We start from the raw sequence: 20040 nt of genomic DNA on the forward strand, positions 1-20040 counted from the left end.
CTGAGAGCTCAGGCGCGGCGCAGGATCGAGACGGCCCAGTCCGACTCGGGCGTCCACGGGCGGATGTCCCAGGACGCCAGCCGCAGGTCCACGCGCAGGCCGGCTTCGGCGACGGCGTCGTCGAAGTCGGCCAGCGTCAGGTGCCGGTTCGTGTGAAAGCCGACGACCAGCGGCGCGTCGTCGTTCAGGTGCGCGGCCAACCGTCGCAGGACCTGCGCCTCGGTGTCCGGGGCCACGAAGACCAGCACGTTGCCCGCGCAGACGATGGCGTCGAACTTCTCGTCGATGCCGCGGGCGGGGAGGTCGAGTTCGGCGAGGTCGCCGACCAGCCACGTGGGCCCGGGATGGTCGGTCTCGGCGGCGGCGATCAGGGTCGGGTCCACGTCGACGCCGACCACCCGGTGGCCGGCGGCGTGCAGGGCGGCGCCGACGCGGCCGGGTCCGCAGCCCGCGTCGAGGATGCGGGCCCCGCGCGGAACCATGGCATCGATGAAGCGGGCCTCGCCGTCGAGGTCGTCGCCGTCGGCCGCCATCGCGCGGAAGCGTTCGATGTACCACTCGCTGTGACCGGGGTCGGTGTCGGTGATCCAGCGGGGAGGAGTTGTCGCCATGCCGCCCAGGGTAGTCGGCAACATCCGTGTTGCGGTCGGGTGACGATGGTCTCTGAGGGTGGCACTCGCCGGGATCCGCTGTCACACTGGTGTGGTGCTGAAGTTACTGATGAGTCGAATGTGGCAATTGGGACTAGTGGTGTTGGCGGCGGTCGTCGCTCTCGCCGCAGTTCCCGGAACCGCGTCTGCCGAGCCGGCCACCCCGGCGCCGTCGACGCCTGACGTCCAGACGATGATCGAGAACCTCCTGCGCGGCTTCCTGCCGGGCGGCGACACCCCGGGTGCCCCGCTTCCGGGCAACCCGGTGGGCGACACCGGCCAGATGGTCGTGGTGTCGATGCCGTCGGCCACCGCCACCCAGGGCACGCTGACCGCGTTCGAGAAGGACGCGAACGGCCAGTGGAAGCCGGTCATCGGCCCGACCGCGGCCTGGGTCGGCAGCGAGGGCATCGGCAAGTCGCAGGACAACGTCCACCGCACGCCGGAGGGGACCTTCGCGATCGGTCGGGCCTTCGGACGCCAGGACAATCCGGGCACCAAGCTCTCGTACACGAAGGTCGACAACCAGGACTGGTGGGACGGCAACATGAAGTCGCCGACCTATAACCAGATGGTGCGCCAGCCCAGTACTCCGGGCGAGGGCAGCGAGAACCTGTACGACATGGGTCCGGCGTACGACTACGCGGTGGAGGTCAAGCACAACCCCACCAACACTCCGGGTAACGCGTCGGCGATCTTCCTGCACGTCGGCAACGAGCCCACGTGGGGTTGCGTCGCTATCGGTCGCGAGCAGATGGTGGAGATCTTGAAGTGGCTCGACCCGGCCAAGAACCCGAAGATCAGCATCGGGGTGAACACCAAGAGCCCGGCCGACGTGAAGGACGCGCCGTCGCTCGTCGACCCCCAGGGTCAGCCGCTCGGCGATGACGCGCTGAGCCAGATCCTCGGTCAGTTCACCAGCGTGATCCCGGAATTGCTTCAGTCGGTGACCGGCTCGTCCAAGTAGTCGCCGATTTCCCCGCCCGGGGCCGTGTGCAGATCACTGCGCGCGGCCCCGGTGCGCATCTCCGGCTCGGTGCGATCAGTGTCGGAAGCGGTTGATCAGCGCGTCGATCGGCGAGGAGAGCAGGAGCAGGAGGAGCGGCCACGCGTCGGCCTGGGGGACGACGATCGCCACGATCAGGGCGGCGGCGACTGCGATCAGGGTGCCGTAGTCGGAGGGCTGGGCGGCCCAGGCCCGGGTGTCGGCGTCGTCGTCGAGGAGTGCGGGATGGGCGATGCCCCAGCGGGCGATGCCGCGCAGGCTGATGATGGACACCCCGAGCACCGCGATGTAGAAGACGTTCGACCACTGCATGCGCGAGTTGTCGAGCAGCGCCGTCGCGAACGGCAGCACGATGATCGTCGCGAGCCAGACCAGGTGCAGCTTCGCCAGGACGTCGTCGTAGGCGACGAAATGCTCCATGATGCGGTGGTGGTTGCGCCAGAGCACCCAGATCACCGCGAAGCTGATCGCGAAGCTCAGCATGACGGGGTAGTTCTCGGCGACGAACGACGTGAAGCCGGCGTTCTCGGCGCCTTCGTTCGCCAGGTCCGTCAGCGGCAGGACCAGCAGAGTCAGGGCGATCGCGACGACGGCGTCGGCGAAGGTGATGAGCCGCGCGAAGCCCTCGCGCGTCCGGCGCACTCCGATCTCGGCCATGGCCGGACTACCTGCGGGCGGGGAGGTGGGTGTTCGTCATAGCGTGACGGTACTCGGCAAGCCGGTCGCTGCCACAGAGAAGGCCACCTTGGTCATATTGACCAAGGTGGCCTCTCCTGTGCCGGTGAACTCTGCGGTAGCGGTGATCGCGGCTACTGCGGGCGCAGCAGAATGAAGCCAGACGTGTGCTCGGCGGGGAAGCCCTCCTTGGGCGCGGTGCTCCACTCCACCTGGGCGCGGGCCTGGTCGATCACCGGGGTCTGCGGGTCCAGCACCTCGAGGTAGACCTTGTGCTCGGCGAGCGAGGCGACGGCCTTCTCGAGGTAACCGTCGACGTCGACGGCGTGGGTGATCTCCGGGCCGTTGGAGAACAGCCAGGTCGGGGGATCGGCGAGCTCGTCGAAGACCTGCACCACGGCGGCGGCGAACTCGATGTGGTCGCGCTGATTGGGGCGGTCGGGGGCGAACGCGGGGCCGCCGTACAGGGTCAGGATCAGGTCCGGGTCGACGCGGGCGATCACCTCGGCGATCTTGGCGCGCAGTTCGGGCGTGTTGAACACTTCGCTGTCACCGAAGCCCCAGAACTCGACGTCGTCGACGCCGACGATCGCCGCGGAACGACGCTGCTCGTCCTCGCGCAGCGGGCCGGCCTCCGCGGCGGGCATGCCCTCGATCCCCACCTCGCCGCTGGTGGCCAGAGCGTAGGTCACCTTCTTGCCCTCGTCGGTCCACTTGGCGACGGCCGCCGCCATGCCGTATTCGGGGTCGTCCGGGTGGGCGACGAGAACGAGAGCGTTGGACCAGTCGGTGGGAAAGTCAGCGATCGTCATAGCGCCGACCGTACCCGGAGATCGACGGCTGCCGCTGTCGATAGGCCACCAGGTCGCGGTACTCGCCGCTGACGTGTCGGGGCGTCCGGAGTGCGGGGCGCAGGCCGCAGGCAGCGCAATGCTGGGCGGCGATTCGGTCGCCGCGCCACCGGAAGACGCGATAGCCGAGCGCGGTGAGTCGGGCGTCGATGTCGGCGAGTTCGGCGTACCGCCGATCCCTTTCGACGTCATCCAGGTATCGGTCGTCGTGATCGTCGTCGGCCGTGCAGAATCCGGCCACCAGATGGTCGGGCCAGACGAACGACGGCGTCGCGACCACGGCGCCGTCGCGGTCGACGATCTCCACGGCCGATTCCGGCGTGGGGCAGCCGAGTCGCTGCAGCGCCAGGCGGCTGCGCGTCTCGTCGTCGGTGCGGGCCCGCGGGTCGACCCGATCGAGCAGCGCCCGGACTGCGCGCTGGTCCCGCGCGGTCAGAAGTCGGAGTTCGGTGTCCAGGTCGGCGCGGGTGATCGCGCCGTCGCGCAGCAGCCGGTCGCCGAGCAGAATGCCGGTGTCGTCGCGCGGCAGAGCTCGGCACAGATCGATGAAGGTGCGTGCCACCGAGGTGACGGGGACGCCGTCGATGACGACCGGATCGTACGGGCGGCGATCGACCATACAGCGCACCGGCAGCCGCCGGAACTTCTGCGGGGCAGCGCGATGATCCTGCAGGTCGATCGACTCGTCGCGGTAGTAGTCGGTGGACGTGTAGTAGCGGTCGGTGTCGGGCGTGATCGGCACCAAGCGGTGCAGGCGCGCAGCGGTGACGCCGCCGACCACGACGGCACTGTCGGCCGGATCGAGGTGGAGGATCCGCAGCTGCGCGCGGGCGGCTTCGAGGAGCTGACGCTGCTCGTCGGTGTCGAGAATGGGCACGGATCTGGTGGTCATGGGTCCACCGTCGTGCCGGGCGACCCGTCGGCCAATGGCGCGATCAGCGGGCCTGTGGACACCCTCGCAGTGGCGGCTTCCTGTGAAGTCGCACCTTGCGTTTCGCCGTGGGCGCAGATGGGGACACTCCGCGTTTCGGCGGGCTAGGCTGAGGCCATGGAGAGGCCTGGGATCAATCCATGGAACTGGCCGGTGCTGCGTCAGCTGCGGACCGGGGACCGACTCGGCCGCGGACCCGCGGTGGAGTCGGCGAAGACCAAGAACCTCGTGGCCCGCACCGTGACCGCCGATCGCGCGGTCCAGAGTGTGTGCCCGTTCTGCGCCGTGGGCTGCGGCCAGAAGGTGTTCGTCAAGGATGAGCGCGTGATCGGCATCGAGGGCGACCCGGACTCGCCGATCTCCCGCGGACGGCTCTGCCCGAAGGGCGCCTCCAGCGAGCAACTCGTCAACAATCCGTTGCGCCAGACCACGGTTCGCTATCGGGCGCCGTACGCGACGGACTGGCAGGACCTCGACCGCGACACCGCGATCGACATGATCGCCGACCGCTTCCTGCAGGCGCGCCGCGACCACTGGCAGGACACCGACGAGCACGGACGACCGCTGCGCCGCACCCTCGGCGTCGCCTCGCTCGGCGGCGCCACCCTCGACAACGAAGAGAACTATCTGATCAAGAAGCTCTTCACCGCCGCCGGCGCCATCCAGGTGGAGAACCAGGCGCGTATTTGACACTCCGCCACGGTTCCCGGTCTGGGAGCCTCGTTCGGCCGCGGCGGAGCCACGCAGTTCCTCCAGGACATGGCCAATGCGGACTGCATCGTGCTCATGGGCGGCAACATGGCCGAAGCACACCCGGTCGGTTTCCAATGGGTGAGTGAGGCCAAGGCGCGCGGTGCGCGCGTCATCCACGTCGATCCGCGGTTCACGCGGACCTCGGCGGTGGTCGACAAGCACATCTCGATGCGGGCCGGTTCGGACATCGTCCTACTCGGCGGACTCATCAACCACGTCCTCACCGAGGGCAAGCACTTCGGAGAGTTCGTGGCCGCGTACACCAACGCCGCGGAACTGGTGAGCGAGGAGTTCGCGGACACCGAAGACCTGGACGGCCTGTTCTCCGGGTTCGACGAGGCCACCGGCACCTACGACATGTCCACCTGGGCGATGACCGGGGAGCGCGACGAGACGCTGACGCATCCGCGGTCGGTCTTTGCGATCCTCAAGCGGCACTACGCGCGCTACACCCCCGAGATGGTGTCGCAGATGTGCGGCGTGAGCGCGGCCGACTTCGCGTACCTGGCGAACGCGCTGACCGAGAACTCCGGCCGCGAGCGCACCGGCTGCTTCGCCTACGCCACCGGCTGGACCCAGCACACCACGGGCGCGCAGGTGATCCGCACGGCGACGATCCTGCAGTTGCTGCTCGGCAACGTCGGACGTCCCGGCAGCGGCATCATGGCGCTGCGCGGACACGCCAGCATTCAGGGCTCCACCGACATCCCGACCTTGTTCAACCTGCTGCCCGGCTACCTGCCGATGCCGTCGGCGGACAAGCACCCGACGCTCGACGCCTACCTCGCGCAGGTGAAGCCGGCGTCCGGCAAGGGCTACTGGGAGTACGCCGACGCGTACCTGGTGAGCCTGCTCAAGGCGTGGTGGGGCGACGCCGCGACGGCCGAGAACGACTGGGCGTACGACTATCTGCCGCATCTGAACGGTCCGCTCGGGACCTACCAGACCACGGTGCACATGCTCGAGGGCAACGTCGACGGCTACTTCATCGTCGGCCAGAATCCGGCGGTCGGGTCGGCCAACTCCGGTCAGCAGCGCAGGGCGATGTCGAAGCTGAAGTGGCTGGTGGTGCGCGATCTCAACATGATCGAGAGCGCCACCTGGTGGAAGGAGGGCCCGGAGATCTCCTCCGGCGAACTCAAGACCGAAGAGATCGCCACCGAGGTCTTCTACCTGCCCGCGGCCACGCACGTGGAGAAGGCGGGCTCGTTCACCCAGACCCAGCGGATGGTGCAGTGGCGCCATCAGGCGGTCCGTCCGCCGGGTGATGCGCAGAGCGAGTTGGACTTCTATTACCAACTGGGACAACGGATCCGGGAACGCCTGGCCGACTCCGACGATCCGCGCGATCGTCCGCTGCTCGATCTGACGTGGGACTACCCGATGAACGAACACGGGGACGTCGACCCGGCGGCGGTGCTCGCCGAGATCAACGGCAGGCACGTCTCCGGCGACGACGAGGGCAAGATCGTCGACACCTACACCGAGTTGAAGGCCGACGGATCCACCATCTCCGGCTGCTGGATCTACGCGGGCATCTACGCGGGCGGGGTCAACAAGTCGGCCCGGCGCGAGCCGCAGGGCGGTGGCGGAACCACCCAGTCGCAGTGGGGCTGGGTGTGGCCTGCCGACCGTCGTATCCTCTACAACCGCGCCTCGGCCGATCCGGACGGACGCCCGTGGAGCGAGCGTAAGAAGTACGTGTGGTGGGACGCCGACGCCCAACGCTGGACCGGCGAGGACGTCCCGGACTTCCCGGTGGACCGGGCCCCGGGCACGGTGCCCGAGCCGGGTGCGCGCGGCGCCGACGCGATCGGCGGCAACGACGCGTTCATCATGCAGGACGACGGCAAAGGCTGGCTGTTCGCGCCGCACGGACTGGTCGACGGTCCGCTGCCCACGCACTACGAGGCGCAGGAATCGCCGGTGGCCAACGCGCTCTACCCGCAGCAGCAGTCGCCGGCGCGACTGATGTTGCCGCGCAACGACAATCTCGATGCGCCGAGCGCCGGCGAGCCGGGCGTGGACGTGTACCCGTACGTGTTCACCACCTACCGGCTCACCGAGCACCACACGGCGGGCGGCATGAGTCGCTGGTCGCCGTACCTGGCGGAGCTGCAGCCGGAGATGTTCTGCGAGGTGTCACCGGAGTTGGCCGCCGAATGCGGTCTCGAACACGAGGGCTGGGCGACGATCATCTCCCCGCGCGCCGCGATCGAGGCCCGCGTGCTGGTGACCGACCGGCTCAAGCCGCTGCAGATCGACGACCGCACCGTGCACCAGGTGGGCCTGCCGTACCACTGGGGCGTCGGCTCGGACGCGATCGTCACCGGCGACGCCGTGAACGATCTGATCGGTGTGACGATGGATCCGAACGCGCTGATCCAGGAGTCCAAGGTCGGTTCGTGCGCGGTGATCGCGGGTCGTCGACCCACCGGTTCGGGCACCGCCGACCTGGTCCGCGAGTACCAGCAGCGGGCGCAGCTCACCACCGACACCGACAATGTGCGGCTCACGCCGCGAGAGGGACAGTGATGGGGCAGCTCAGCGGACCCACCGATCCGAGTGCCGACGCGCACTGGCCGATCCATGAGCCGCGTCGCGGATTCTTCACCGACACGTCCATCTGCATCGGCTGCAAGGCGTGCGAGGTGGCGTGCAAGGAGTGGAACCACAATCCGCGCGACGGCGATCTGGAGTTCACCGGGATGTCGTACGACAACTCGGTGTCCCTCGGCGCCAGCACGTGGCGGCACGTGGCCTTCATCGAGCAGGACCAGGAGCGGATCGAGCAGGCCCGCACCTCCGGTGCCGCACTGGTGGGGCTGGGCATGCCGTCGATCCGCGGGGCCGAACCGGCCGCCGAACCGGCCGCCGAACCGGTCGACACCACGCCGCCGGACACCCCGGAGTTCCGCTGGCTGATGTCCTCGGACGTGTGCAAGCACTGCACCCACGCCGGCTGCCTGGATGTGTGCCCGACCGGCGCGATGATGCGCACCGAGTTCGGCACCGTCGTGGTGCAGGCCGATGTCTGCAACGGCTGCGGCACGTGCGTCGCGGGCTGCCCGTTCGGGGTGGTGGAACGACGCAGCGACGGCACCGTGGCACCGACGACGGGTGTCGGTGACCGCAAGGGTGAGCAGCCGGAGGTCCCGAACAAGGGCATCGCCCAGAAGTGCACCCTCTGCTACGACCGGCTCCGCGACGACCAGACGCCCGCCTGCGCGCAGACCTGCCCCACCACGTCGATCTCGTTCGGTGAGCGCGAGGACATGGTGGCCAAGGCCCACGAACGCGTGGCCCAGCTGCACGCCGAGGGCATGACCGAGGCACGGCTGTACGGCGCCAATCCGAACGACGGCGTGGGCGGCACCGGCTCGGTGTTCCTGCTGCTCGACGAGCCCGAGGTGTACGGCCTGCCGCCGGACCCGCGCGTGCCGACGGCGGACCTGCCCGAGATGTACAAGCGCGCCGGACTGGCGGTGGCCACCATGGCCGCCGCGGTCGCGGTGTCGTTCGTGGGAGCCTGGAAGGATCGTCGACGGTGACCAGTTCCGAGTACGACCAGTTCCGACCCCCGCGACCGCCGCGAAAGGGCAAGGGCCGCAAGGGTTCCGGCGGGCGACGCCGGGGCGGCGACGACCTGATGGTCCCGCAGGTCGAGGTGGAGCAGCTCGACGCGAGCGGCTACTACGGCCACCCGGTGGTCAAGGCGCCGCCGTGGGAGTGGCCGGTGGGCGCGTACCTGTTCCTCGGCGGTGTGGCCGGCGGCTCGGGTCTGCTGGCAGCCGGCGCGCAACTCAGCGGCCGAAAGACGTTGCGGCGCAACGCTCGCCTGGCCGGGTTGGGCTCGGCCGGTCTGGGCGCGGTGGCACTGCTCGCCGATCTCGGTCGGCCCGAACGCTTCCTGCACATGCTCCGGACCTTCAAGGTGACCTCGCCGATGAGCGTCGGGTCGTGGATCCTGGTGAGCTACAGCGGAACCGTCGGTCTGGCCGCGGTCAACGAGGTGGACCGCATGCTGGGCGACCGCCTGCCGCTCGGACCGCTGCGCCGCGTGCTGCGGGTCGTCGAGGCGCCCGCCGGGCTGGGCGCCGGACTGCTCGGCGCGCCGCTGGCCGCGTACACCGCGGTGCTGCTCAGCGACACCGCGATGCCGACGTGGAACGCCGCGCACCGGGATCTGCCGTTCGTCTTCGTCAGCTCGGCGAGCCTGGCGGCCTGTGGCCTGGCGCTGGTCACCACCGGCGCCGAGCAGGCAGCACCGGCCCGCAACCTGGCGGTGCTGGGCGTGGTCGGCGAAGTGATCGCCACGCGCACCATGCATCGTCGCATGGATCCGGTGGCCGCCGAACCGCTGCACACCGGTACCCCCGGCACATTGATGCGCTGGTCCGAGGGCCTCGCGATCGCCGGCGGCGTGGGCGCGCTGGCGGCGGGTGCCCGTCCCGGACGCGCGCGCCGCGTGCTGGCCGCGCTGTCCGGCGTCGCACTGATGGCGGCGTCGGCCTGCACCCGGTTCGGGGTGTTCCAGGCGGGCCTGAACTCGGCCGCCGATCCGCGCTACACCATCGAGCCGCAGAAGCGGCGGCTCGCGCAGCGTCGTGCCGCCGGCATCACCGGCGACTCGATCACCGGGGCCTGATCAGCCGACGCGGATACCCGGTTCGGCCGTCGTGTGGCCGATCACCGGGTAGCCGGGCACTTCGCCCACCACGAGCAGTCCGCCGGAGGTCTGCGCGTCGGCGAGCAGCAGGAGCTCGTCCTCGTCGATCCCCGGTCCGGACTGCAGGTGCGGGCGCACCCAGTCGAGGTTGCGGCGGGTGCCGCCGGAGACGAAACCGTCGCGCAGGGCTTCCCGGGCGCCGTCGAGCGCCGGGACGGCGGCGGCGTCGAGCACCGCGCCGACGCCCGACGCCCGGCACATCTTGTAGAGGTGGCCGAGCAGTCCGAAACCGGTGACGTCGGTGGCGGCTCGTGCCCCCGCGTCCAGCGCGCCCTGTGCGGCGTCGCGGTTGAGCGCGGTCATCGAGGCGATCGCGTTCTCGAAGCGTTCACCGGTGGCCTTGTGCCGGTTGTTCAGCAGACCCACGCCGATCGGCTTGGTCAGCGTCAGGGGGAGTCCGGCGGCGGCGGCGTCGTTGCGCAGCAGCCGATCCGGATCGGCGATGCCGGTCACCGCCATGCCGTACTTGGGTTCGGGGTCGTCGATCGTGTGGCCGCCGAGCACCGGGCAGTTCGCCTGCGCACCGATGTCCATCCCGCCGCGCAGGACCTCGGTCATCAGTTCCATCGGCAGTACGCCGCGGGGCCAGCCGACCAGGTTGATCGCGACCACCGGGCGGCCGCCCATCGCGTAGATGTCGGAGATCGCGTTGGCCGCGGCGATGGCGCCCCAGGCGTAGGCGTCGTCGACCACCGGGGTGAAGAAGTCGGCGGTGGAGAGCACCGCGAGGCCGTCGGCGATCTGCACCGCGGCGGCATCGTCGCCGTGGTCGAGGCCCACCAGCACGTCGTCGGAGGTGGGGCCGATGAGGCCGCGGACCGCATCCTCGAGTTCGCCGGCCGGAATCTTGCAGGCGCAACCGCCGCCGTGCGCATAGTCGGTCAGCCGCTTGGGAATGCTCACGCGGCCGATGATAGGCGCTATCTTGGTCTGCGGAGGCGTACGGATTCCTGGTGGGTCCCCCGGTCTTCAAAACCGGTGAGACCGAGTAGCTCGGTCTGGCGGGTTCGATTCCCGTCCGCCTCCGCCAATCATCGAGGGGAGGGGTGCGCAGTGGAACAGGTTGCGCCACAAGGGGATGCGCGTCGCGCGATTCCGCGCACGGATGTGCTCCTGGCGCTCCCGGCGGTCGAGGCTGCGCGCACCCGCCTGGCCGAGCACGTGATCGTCGGCGTGATCCGGGACGTGACGGCCCGGGCGCGCCGCGGCGAGCTGGCGGCGGCCGCGGTGGCCGAGGTGGTGACCGCCGCACTGGACGCGGCGGTGCTGTCCGCGCAGACTCCGGTGCTGAATGCGACCGGCGTCGTGGTGCACACCAACCTCGGCCGGGCGCCGCTGAGTGAAGCCGCCGTCGACGCGGTGGTGCAGGCGGCCGGATACGTCGACGTGGAGCTGGACCTCGCCTCCGGAACACGCAGCCGACGCGGCATCGGCGCCCGCGCCGCCCTGCTGGCGGCCTGTCCCGCTGCCGAGGACGCGCTGGCGGTGAACAACGGCGCCGCGGCCCTGGTCCTCGCGACGACGGCTCTGGCCGCGGGCCGCGAGGTGATCGTCTCGCGCGGGGAATTGGTCGAGATCGGCGCGGGCTTCCGTCTGCCCGACCTGATCGCCTCCACCGGCGCGCGACTGCGCGAGGTGGGCACCACCAACCGCACCCACCTGGCCGACTACGCCGACGTAATCGGCCCGGACACCGGCTGCCTGCTGAAGGTGCACCCGAGCAACTTCCGCGTCGAGGGGTTCACCTCCGCGGTCGGGGTGCGCGAACTGTCGTCGCTGGCGGCCGACCGCGATCTTCCGCTGGTGGTGGATCTGGGCAGCGGGCTGCTGGCTCCCGACCCGATCCTGCCCGACGAACCCGACGCGGCCACTGCCCTCGGTCACGGCGCCGACCTGGTGACCGCGAGCGGCGACAAGCTGCTCGGTGGCCCGCAGGCCGGTCTGCTGCTGGGCCGCGCGGACCTGGTGACGCGCCTGAGTAAGCACCCGCTCGCGCGCGCGGTGCGCATGGACAAGCTGGCCCTGGCCGCGCTGGAGGCGACGCTGGCCGGGCCGACCGCGCCCGTCGCCCGGTACCTGCACGCCGATCCCGACCGCCTGCGTGCTCGGACCGAAGCACTCGCCGCGGCCGTCGGCGGTGCCGTGATCGAACACGACGGCCGGGTCGGTGGCGGGGGAGCGCCGGGAGTTCCGTTGCGCGGCTTCGCTGTCCGGCTGCCCGAAGCGGTGGCCCGACCGCTGCGGACGGGCTCGCCCGCGGTGCTGCCGCGCCTGCACGACGGCGCCGCGCTGCTGGACCTGCGCTGCGTCCCGGAGTCGGCTGATGCCGCGCTGACCGCCGCGGTCGTCGCGGCGATGCACGGGATCTGAGCGTGTTCGTCGTCGCCACCGCCGGGCACGTCGACCACGGCAAGTCCACCCTGGCCAAGGCGCTGACCGGCATGGAGCCCGACCGCTGGGCGGCCGAACGCGAGCGCGGCCTCACCATCGACCTGGGCTTCGTCTGGACCGAACTGTCTTCGGGTCGGCAGGTCGGCTTCGTCGACGTGCCCGGCCACCAACGCTTTCTCGGCAACATGCTGGCCGGACTCGGTCCCGCGCCGGTGGTGCTGTTCATCGTCGCCGCCGACGAGGGGTGGATGGCGCAGTCGTCCGATCACCGAGATGCGTTGGCCGCCTTGGGGATCTCCGCCGGCCTGATCGTGGTGACCAGGACCGACCGGGCGACGCCGGAGCGCGTCGCCGAGGTGATCGGGCAGGCCCGGGACGAACTCTCGGGCACCGGGCTCGCGGAGGCGCCCGCGGTGGCCGTCTCGGCGATCACCGGTGACGGCCTCGATGCACTCCGCGCGGAGCTGGACGCACTGCTCGGCGGGCTGCCCGCACCGAGCACCGACGAACGCGTACGACTCTGGGTGGACCGATCCTTCACCATCGCCGGTGCGGGCACCGTGGTGACCGGGACGCTGGCGGCGGGCACGCTGGCGCTGGATCAGCCGCTGGAGGTGGTCGGTCGACACGGCTCGCAGAGCGCGGTGGTGCGCGGCCTGCAGAGCTACGGACGGGAGGTGGATCGAGCGCTGCCGGTCAGTCGCGTGGCGGTGAACCTGCGCGGCATCGCGGCCGACGAGGTGCACCGCGGCGACGCCCTGCTCACCCCCGGCGCGTGGCCGCAGACCGCCGTCGTCGACGTCCGCAGTGCCGCCGGCGAAGTGCCCGAGTGGCTCACCGTGCACCTCGGCACCGCAGCCGTTCCGGCCCGCTCCCGCGCCCTGGACGACGAGCACCTGCGTCTGACGCTGGCCTGGCCGGTGCCGCTGCAGCACGAGGACACGCTCCTGCTGCGCGATCCGAGTGCCGGTCGCATCGTCGGCGGAGCGACCGTTCTCGACGTGGATCCGCCGGTCCTGCGGCGACGCGGCGACGGCGCCCGCCGCGGCAGTGCGCTGTCGCAGCGCGACGTCGAGGGTCGGGTCCTCGAGGAGGTGGCGCGACGCGGCGCGGTGCTCGTCGAGCAGTTGGCCGCAGCCGGTCTCCCGGTGGACGCCGCCCCGGAGGGTGTGCTGGAGCTCGGCCGCTGGTGGGTGGCCGAGCAGACGCTGCACCACTGGCAGGTGCAGCTGCGCGAGGCCGTGGTGCAGGCACACCGCACGGATCCGCTGGCGGCCGGGCTGTCGTTCGGGGCGGCCCGCGATCAGATCGCCCTGCCGGACGCGCAACTGCTGCCGGACGTGATCGCCGGTGCCGGCGTGCAGTCGGCGGCGGGGCTGCTGTTCCTGCCCGAACTGCGGGCCGATCTGGGACCTGCCGAAGCCGGCATCGTCGAACTCGAGAAGCGTCTCGCGGCGGCACCGTTCGCCGCGCCGGAGGCCGACGACCTCGCGCACTTGCGCTTGGGCACAAAGGAATTGGCGGCTGCCGAACGGGCCGGACGCCTCGTCCGGCTGGCGGACGGCGTGGTGCTGGCACCGAAGTCGCCGGCGCTGGCCATGCGCGAGCTGGCGGCCCTGCCGCAGCCGTTCACCACCTCGCAGGCGCGGCAGGCGCTCGGCACATCGCGTCGCGTCGCGATCCCGCTGCTGGAGTTTCTGGATGCGCGCGGCTGGACCCGCCGCGTCGACGGCTCCCACCGCGAAGTGGTGCGCTGACGAGCGCTAGAGTTGCATTCCGACCGTTCGGACACGATCGGCCCCGTTAGCGGTATTCCCGCAGGGAGGACGCAGCCATGACCACGCCGCCGGAAACCGACACCTCGTTCGACCGTGCGCTGGCGCCCCAGCTGGCCACGACGATCATCCTGGCCGTGATCGGCCTCCTGGCGTTCACGGCGCCGTGGGTGCGGGTCGACGAGGACGGCGAGACGCTGGCGTCGAGCACCCTGAGCGGTCGATGGACCGAGTTGCAGTCCGGGTTCACTGCGGTCGGAAGCAGCCCGATGTGGGCGATCGTCCTGGTGGTGCTGCTGGTGGTCCTCGCGGTGATCGTGTGGCGACGGCCGACCGCACATGCCGCGGCGTCGGCCGCGGCGATCGGCGGCTTCGTGACGCTGCTCGTGCTCCTGTCCACCTGGCTCGGGCGGACGATCTGGCTCAACATCGGCGAACTCCCCGCCTCGATGTCGCTGCAGATGGAGTGGGGCTACGACCTCGCCCTGGTCCTGTCGGTGATCCTGATGGCAGTGTCGTCGTACCTGGTGCCCTCGAAGGTGTAAGCCTCAGGCCGTGAGTTCGCGTGGAGTGCACCGCACCCCGAAGGGCACGGCGCCGGCGAAGTCCTGATCGCCCAGCGCTCGTCCTGCGGGCGCATAGTCGCCGTCGACGAGTGTCCACGCGGTGATCGACGGCTCGTCGGGATCGACGATCCAGTAGTGGGCACAGCCCGCCCGCGCGAGACGTTCCTTCTTCAACAGCAGATCGACGCCCCGCGTCGACGGGGACAGCACCTCGACGGCCACGAGCGGCGCACCGCGCAGATCGCGCTCGGTGAACTGATCGATCGGCGCCACGAGGACGTCGGGCTGCAGCACCGTGTCGTCGGCGAGGACGACGTCGAACGGTGCCACCAGCACCTCGAGGTGATCGGGTACCGCTGCGCGCAGGATCGCTGCCAGACGTGTCACCGCGCGCTGATGGCGCAGCTTCGGCGCGGGACTCACGACCAGCGTTCCGTCGATGAGCTCATAGCGGTGCCCGTCGTCGGGCAGGTTCGTCAGATCCGCGCGGGTCAGGGCACGTCCCCGCGGCAGGCCCAGGATCTGCGTGGTCACAACTGTCATGGTACGTGCGCTCCTCCCGCATGTCCCCAGCTCAGCACGGGAGGAACACGCGCACCAGGGCCCGTTGGCGGGCCTGTGGAGTACCGGCTTACCGCTCGCGGTCGAGGTTGGCCATGGCGAGAACGTCGAGGCGACGATCCAGTTCTTCCTCGGTCAGGTTCTCGCCGAGGAGGCCGCGGTCGATCACCGTCTGCCGAATCGTCTTGCCCTCGGCCAGCGCCTGCTTGGCGACGGCGGCCGCCTCCTCGTAGCCGATGGCGCTGTTGAGCGGGGTGACGATCGACGGGCTCGACTCGGCCAGCGTGCGCAGCCGCTCCTCGTTGGCCTCCAGGCCGCGGATGCAGCGGTCGGCGAACAGGCGAGAGACGTTGGCCAGCAGGCTGATCGACTCGAGGACGTTGCGCGCCATCATCGGGATGTAGACGTTGAGCTCGAAGGCGCCGTTGCCGCCACCCCAGGTGACCGCGGCGTCGTTGCCGATCACCTGCGCGGCGACCTGCGTGACCGCCTCGGGCAGCACCGGATTCACCTTGCCCGGCATGATCGAACTGCCCGGCTGCAGGTCGGGGAGGTGGATCTCGCCGAGCCCGGTCAGCGGGCCCGAGCCCATCCAGCGGACGTCGTTGGCGATCTTGGTCAGCGACACGGCGACCGTCTTGAGCTGACCGGACAGCTCCACGAGGCCGTCGCGTGCGGCCTGTGCCTCGAAGTTGTCGGCGGCCAGCGCCAGCTGCTGCACCTGCGTGAGACGACGCAGCTCGTCGACCACCTTGGTGCCGAACCCGGCGGGGGCGTTGAGGCCGGTGCCGACCGCGGTGCCGCCGATCGGCAGCTCGCCGACGCGCGGGAGGGTCGCGGTGACGCGCTCGACGCCGGCCTGGACCTGGCGGGCGTAGCCGCCGAACTCCTGGCCCAGCGTCACCGGCACCGCGTCCATCAGGTGAGTGCGGCCGCTCTTGACCACCTCGCGCCACTGCATCGACTTCTCGGCGAGGGCGTCCTGCAGGTGCTCCAGGGCGGGGATCAGGTCGTTGACCACGGCCTCGGTGGCGGCGACGTGGGTGGCGGTGGGGAAGGTGTCGTTGGAGCTCTGCGACATGTTCACGTCGTCGTTCGGGTGCACGTCGACACCGGCGGCCGCGGCGATCGAGGCGATCACCTCGTTGGCGTTCATGTTGGAGCTGGTGCCCGAGCCGGTCTGGAAGACGTCGATCGGGAACTGGTCGTCGTGCTCACCGGCGGCGATCGCCAGCGCGGCGTCGACGATGGCGGTCGCCTTGGTCTCGTCGAGCAGGCCGAGGTCGGCGTTGACGCGGGCGCACGCGGCCTTGAGCAGGCCCATGGCGCGGACCTGCGTGCGCTCGAGGGGACGGAACGAGATCGGGAAGTTCTCCACGGCCCGCTGCGTCTGCGCACGCCAGAGCGCGTCGACGGGGACCTTGACCTCGCCCATGGTGTCGTGCTCGATGCGGTACTCGGTCATTGCGTCCCTCTTCGTCGGAGAAATTAGGCTTACCTAACACTACCGAAATCCGCAGACTGCCGTCTGGTGCAGTCGGCTGCCGACTGCAGCAGACGGCAGCAGACGGCAGGGGTTGTCCACAAGCGACGGTCGGGGCACTGGCGGTCGGCGTCGACGGCGATGAGGCTGGGGTGATGGGGGAAGATGAGCGCGGTCGGCAGCGAGTGCACGTGACGCCGGAGACGGTGGGCGACGATCTCGCGGCGACGCTCGACCGCCAGCACGGCGTCATCCACCGCGCTCAGGCCGTCGCCTGCGGGGCGACCGACAACGATCTGCGGCGGATGGTGCGCCAGCGGGACCTGACGATCGTGCAGCTCGGCATCTACGTCGACCACACGGGTGCGCTGACCTGGAAGCAGCGGGCGTGGGCGGCCGTGCTCGTCGCCTATCCCGCGGCGCTCAGTCACGAGTCGGTGCTGCACCCGGGGAGTGGGGACACGATTCATATCGCCGTCGACCGGACCCGGAAAGTAGAGGTGATCGCGGGTGTCGCGGTGCACTATCGGACCGATCTCGCGCGCCTGGTCCGGTGGACGGCCAACCCGCCTGCCGTGCGCCTGGAGGAGGCGCTGCTGGACGTGGCGGCGGGAGCGTCGACCACCGCGGCCGCGATCGGTGTCCTGACCGACGGCATCGGTCGACGGACGACGGCGGACCGCGTGCTGCGCACCCTCGCCACCCGAACGAGCCTGCCGCGCAGTGCATTCCTGCGATGTCTGCTGACCGATATCCGCGACGGCACCTGCTCGGCGTTGGAACACGGCTACCTGGACCGGGTCGAACGTCCGCACGGTCTGCCGTGCGGCCGCCGCCAAGCTCCGACGACGGTCGGCCGCCCGGGCTTCCGCGACGTCGACTACGAGCAGTGGGGGCTGGTGGTGGAACTCGACGGGCGCAAAGGGCACGACGACGCCGCTGCGCGCGACCGGGACCTGGAGCGCGACTTGGACGCCGCGATCGGTGCCGATCGGCTGACGCTGCGACTCGGGTTCCGGCAGGTGTTCGGGCGCGCCTGCACCACGGCCGCGAAGGTCGACGCGGTGCTGCGTCGTCGAGGATGGACCGGTCCGTTCGTCCGTTGCGCAGCCTGCCCCGATCCCGCCCCAGAACGCGCGTTGCCGTCTGGTGCAGTCACATACTGACTGCACCAGACGGCAACGACGGGGGTTGAGAGCCTAGCGCTCCTTGGAACGGACGCGGATGCCGGAGATCGGGACGTTCACGGCGCCCGACGGGTCGGTGAAGAAGTCGTTGCCCTTGTCGTCGACGACGATGAACGCGGGGAAGTTCTCCACCTCGATCTTCCAGATCGCCTCCATGCCGAGCTCGGGGTACTCGATCACTTCCTGGCTCTTGATGCAGTCCAGTGCCAGCCGGGCCGCCGGTCCGCCGATGGAGCCGAGGTAGAAGCCGCCGTGGCTGTCGCAGGCCTGCGTGACCTGCTTGGACCGGTTGCCCTTGGCGAGCATCACCATGGAGCCGCCCGCCGCCTGGAACTGCTCGACGTAGCTGTCCATACGGCCGGCAGTGGTGGGGCCGAAGGAACCGGAGGCCATGCCCTCGGGCGTCTTGGCCGGACCCGCGTAGTACACCGGGTGGTTCTTCAGGTAGTCCGGCATCGGCTCACCGGCGTCGAGGCGTTCGGCGATCTTCGCGTGCGCGATGTCGCGGGCCACCACCAGCGGGCCGGTCAGCGACAGCCGCGTCTTGACCGGGTGCTTGCTGAGCTCGGCGAGGATCTCGTCCATCGGCAGATTGAGGTCGATCTCGACCACGGCGCCGCCGTCGATGTCCTCGGCCACCCCGGCGTCGGGCATGTACTGGGCCGGGTCGGTCTCGAGCTGCTCGAGGAACACACCGTCGGCGGTGATCTTGCCCAGCGCCTGGCGGTCGGCCGAACAGGAGACCGCGATGGCCACCGGGCACGACGCGCCGTGCCGCGGCAGACGCACCACGCGGACGTCGTGGCAGAAGTACTTGCCGCCGAACTGCGCACCGATCCCGAACGACTGGGTGAGCTTGAAGACTTCCTCCTCCAGCTCGGTGTCGCGGAAGCCGTGCGCGGACATCGAGCCCTCGGTGGGCAGGTTGTCCAGGTAGTGCGCCGAGGCGTACTTGGCGGTCTTGAGAGCGAACTCGGCGGAGGTGCCGCCGATGACCACGGCCAGGTGGTACGGCGGGCAGGCCGCGGTACCGAGCGAGCGGATCTTCTCGTCCAGGAAGGCGAGCATCTTCTTGGGGCTCAGGATGGCCTTGGTCTCCTGGAACAGGAACGACTTGTTGGCGCTGCCGCCGCCCTTGGCCATGAACAGGAACTTGTACTCCGGACCCTTGGGTCCCTGCTCGGTCGCGTAGATCTCGATCTGCGCGGGCAGGTTGGTGCCGGTGTTCTTTTCCTCGTAGGTGGTCAGCGGTGCCAGCTGCGAGTAGCGCAGATTCAGCTTGGTGTACGCGTCGTACACGCCGCGCGAGATGGTCTCGGCGTCGTCGCTACCGGTGAGGACGCCTTCGCTCTTCTTGCCCATCACGATCGCGGTGCCGGTGTCCTGGCACATCGGCAGCACGCCGCCGGCGGAGATGTTGACGTTCTTGAGCAGGTCGAGCGCGACGAAGCGGTCGTTGCCCGAGGCCTCCGGATCGTCGATGATCTTGCGAAGCTGCTTCAGGTGCGCGGGGCGCAGGTAGTGGCTGATGTCGTGCATCGCCTCGGTGGTGAGTTTCTGAATCGCCTCCGGCTCCACCTGGAGGAAGGTGCGTCCCCCGGCTTCGAACGTCGAGACGCCTTCGGTGGTGATCAGACGGTACGGGGTGTCGTCTTGATCGGCCGGCAGCAGATCCGAGTAGAGGAATTCGGGGGCGGGGGCTGAGTCACTCACAGCTTCCGATGGTACTTCGGACGTGCCCTGACCAGGGAATTAGTGCATCCTAAGTCGATGTGGCCGCATCGTCGCCGGGGCCGCGTACGGTTGGACAATTGTGAACCGTCTCGACGATGCCGTGATGCTGCTGCACCATTCCGGCGAACTCATCGGCACCATCGCTTTCGCCGCCTCCGGCGCCCTGATGGCCGTGCGCCGCAACCTCGACGTGGTGGGCATTCTGCTGCTCGCCGTGGCGACGGCGCTGGGCGGCGGCATCCTGCGCGACGTCACCATTGGCAACACCCCGCCGAACGCGTTCACCGACATGCGCTACCTGATCGCCGCCGTGGTGACCGGAATGGTGATCTTCTCCTGGCGCGTGCCGGCGCGCCTGACGAGGTGGCCGTTGGAGATCACCGACGCGGTGGGCCTGGGCATGTTCGCGGTGGTCGGCACGGTGGTGGCGTACCAGTGGGGCCTGTCGGCGCCGGGCGCCGCGCTACTCGGTCTGATGACGGCGGTCGGCGGCGGCGTGATCCGCGACATGCTCTCCGGGCAGGTGCCGAGCGTGTTGCGTCCCGGCGAGCACCTGTACGCCATCCCGGCTCTCGCGTGCGCCGCCGTGGTGGCGATCCTGTTGCGCTACACCGACTATCAGGCCTGGATGGGGTTGGCGTGCGCGGTTATCGCGATCAGCGTGCGGTTGGCGTCGCTCAAGTTCGGATGGCACGGGCCGCGGCCCTGGTACGCCGACGACCTGCCCGACGAAGCGGCTTAGACGACG

The 20040-nt window shown here is 70.1% G+C and carries 17 protein-coding genes and 1 tRNA gene; 10 read left to right on the forward strand and 8 right to left on the reverse strand.

Translation table 11 applies throughout. The features are described 5' to 3' along the window. Positions 1–8: 8 nt before the first annotated feature. Positions 9–611, reverse strand: coding sequence for a class I SAM-dependent methyltransferase (locus MUG78_RS10510; protein ID WP_246994584.1), 603 nt, complete (start codon positions 609–611; stop codon positions 9–11). 232 nt (positions 612–843) lie between these two features. Between MUG78_RS10510 and MUG78_RS10515 the strand changes: the two genes are divergently transcribed. After that, a complete protein-coding gene (locus MUG78_RS10515; RefSeq protein ID WP_308221350.1) occupies positions 844–1617 on the forward strand; it encodes a L,D-transpeptidase family protein in 774 nt (257 codons plus the stop codon). A gap of 75 nt (positions 1618–1692) precedes the next feature. Here the strand turns inward: MUG78_RS10515 and MUG78_RS10520 are convergent, their stop codons facing one another. The 3 genes from MUG78_RS10520 to MUG78_RS10530 all read right to left on the reverse strand — a co-directional run bounded on the left by MUG78_RS10520 (position 1693) and on the right by MUG78_RS10530 (position 4074). Next, positions 1693–2313 carry a TMEM175 family protein gene (locus tag MUG78_RS10520; protein ID WP_246994585.1) on the reverse strand — a complete coding sequence of 207 codons (621 nt, stop codon included), beginning with the start codon at positions 2311–2313 and terminating at the stop codon, positions 1693–1695. 152 nt (positions 2314–2465) lie between these two features. After that, a complete protein-coding gene (locus MUG78_RS10525; RefSeq protein ID WP_246994587.1) occupies positions 2466–3143 on the reverse strand; it encodes a PIG-L deacetylase family protein in 678 nt (225 codons plus the stop codon). Further along, positions 3130–4074, reverse strand: coding sequence for a hypothetical protein (locus tag MUG78_RS10530; protein ID WP_246994589.1), 945 nt, complete (start codon positions 4072–4074; stop codon positions 3130–3132). Before MUG78_RS10530 ends, MUG78_RS10525 begins: the two co-directional genes overlap by 14 nt. Before the next feature lie 156 nt (positions 4075–4230). Here MUG78_RS10530 and fdnG point away from each other — a divergent pair, with 156 nt between their 5' ends. The 3 genes from fdnG to nrfD are packed head-to-tail and all read left to right on the forward strand — an operon-like array spanning position 4231 to position 9514. Continuing rightward, positions 4231–7401: a formate dehydrogenase-N subunit alpha gene (fdnG, locus tag MUG78_RS10535; RefSeq protein ID WP_246994591.1), complete on the forward strand. Its 3171-nt coding sequence runs from the start codon at positions 4231–4233 to the stop codon at positions 7399–7401. Next, positions 7401–8417, forward strand: coding sequence for a 4Fe-4S dicluster domain-containing protein (locus tag MUG78_RS10540; RefSeq protein WP_246994593.1), 1017 nt, complete (start codon positions 7401–7403; stop codon positions 8415–8417). The genes fdnG and MUG78_RS10540 overlap by 1 nt, the downstream gene beginning before the upstream one ends. Continuing rightward, positions 8414–9514: an NrfD/PsrC family molybdoenzyme membrane anchor subunit gene (gene nrfD / locus MUG78_RS10545; RefSeq protein ID WP_246994595.1), complete on the forward strand. Its 1101-nt coding sequence runs from the start codon at positions 8414–8416 to the stop codon at positions 9512–9514. The genes MUG78_RS10540 and nrfD overlap by 4 nt, the downstream gene beginning before the upstream one ends. Here the strand turns inward: nrfD and selD are convergent, their stop codons facing one another. Next, on the reverse strand, positions 9515–10498 hold the full coding sequence (gene selD, locus MUG78_RS10550; RefSeq protein ID WP_246994597.1) for a selenide, water dikinase SelD: 984 nt from the start codon (positions 10496–10498) through the stop codon (positions 9515–9517). 31 nt (positions 10499–10529) lie between these two features. Between selD and MUG78_RS10555 the strand changes: the two genes are divergently transcribed. The 4 genes from MUG78_RS10555 (at position 10530) to MUG78_RS10570 (ending at position 14306) form a co-directional block, all read left to right on the forward strand. Further along, positions 10530–10625 (forward strand) — tRNA-Sec (locus MUG78_RS10555). Between the two features lie 23 nt (positions 10626–10648). After that, on the forward strand, positions 10649–11965 hold the full coding sequence (gene selA / locus MUG78_RS10560; protein WP_246994599.1) for an L-seryl-tRNA(Sec) selenium transferase: 1317 nt from the start codon (positions 10649–10651) through the stop codon (positions 11963–11965). A 2-nt stretch (positions 11966–11967) separates the two neighbouring features. Further along, entirely contained in the window at positions 11968–13743 is a 1776-nt protein-coding gene (gene selB, locus MUG78_RS10565) for a selenocysteine-specific translation elongation factor (protein WP_246994601.1), read from the forward strand. A gap of 77 nt (positions 13744–13820) precedes the next feature. Continuing rightward, on the forward strand, positions 13821–14306 hold the full coding sequence (locus MUG78_RS10570) for a hypothetical protein (RefSeq protein WP_246994603.1): 486 nt from the start codon (positions 13821–13823) through the stop codon (positions 14304–14306). A gap of 3 nt (positions 14307–14309) precedes the next feature. On the opposite strand, the gene MUG78_RS10575 is transcribed toward MUG78_RS10570, so the two are convergent. After that, the gene (locus MUG78_RS10575) at positions 14310–14870 is read right to left on the reverse strand and encodes a Uma2 family endonuclease (RefSeq protein ID WP_246994605.1); all 561 of its coding nucleotides are present in this window, start codon (positions 14868–14870) and stop codon (positions 14310–14312) included. Positions 14871–14958: 88 nt separating this feature from the next. Continuing rightward, entirely contained in the window at positions 14959–16353 is a 1395-nt protein-coding gene (locus MUG78_RS10580) for a class II fumarate hydratase (protein WP_246994607.1), read from the reverse strand. A 173-nt stretch (positions 16354–16526) separates the two neighbouring features. Between MUG78_RS10580 and MUG78_RS10585 the strand changes: the two genes are divergently transcribed. Beyond that, positions 16527–17537, forward strand: coding sequence for a putative endonuclease domain-containing protein (locus MUG78_RS10585; protein ID WP_246994609.1), 1011 nt, complete (start codon positions 16527–16529; stop codon positions 17535–17537). Positions 17538–17570: 33 nt separating this feature from the next. Here MUG78_RS10585 and MUG78_RS10590 read toward each other — a convergent pair whose 3' ends face one another. Further along, complete coding sequence (locus tag MUG78_RS10590) at positions 17571–19271, reverse strand: fumarate hydratase (RefSeq protein WP_246994611.1); 1701 nt, start codon at positions 19269–19271, stop codon at positions 17571–17573. A gap of 100 nt (positions 19272–19371) precedes the next feature. Between MUG78_RS10590 and MUG78_RS10595 the strand changes: the two genes are divergently transcribed. Continuing rightward, the gene (locus MUG78_RS10595; protein WP_308221351.1) at positions 19372–20034 is read left to right on the forward strand and encodes a trimeric intracellular cation channel family protein; all 663 of its coding nucleotides are present in this window, start codon (positions 19372–19374) and stop codon (positions 20032–20034) included. Positions 20035–20040 lie beyond the last annotated feature (6 nt).

Origin of the sequence: Gordonia alkaliphila (assembly GCF_023017165.1) — a bacterium.
GTDB lineage: Bacteria > Actinomycetota > Actinomycetes > Mycobacteriales > Mycobacteriaceae > Gordonia > Gordonia alkaliphila.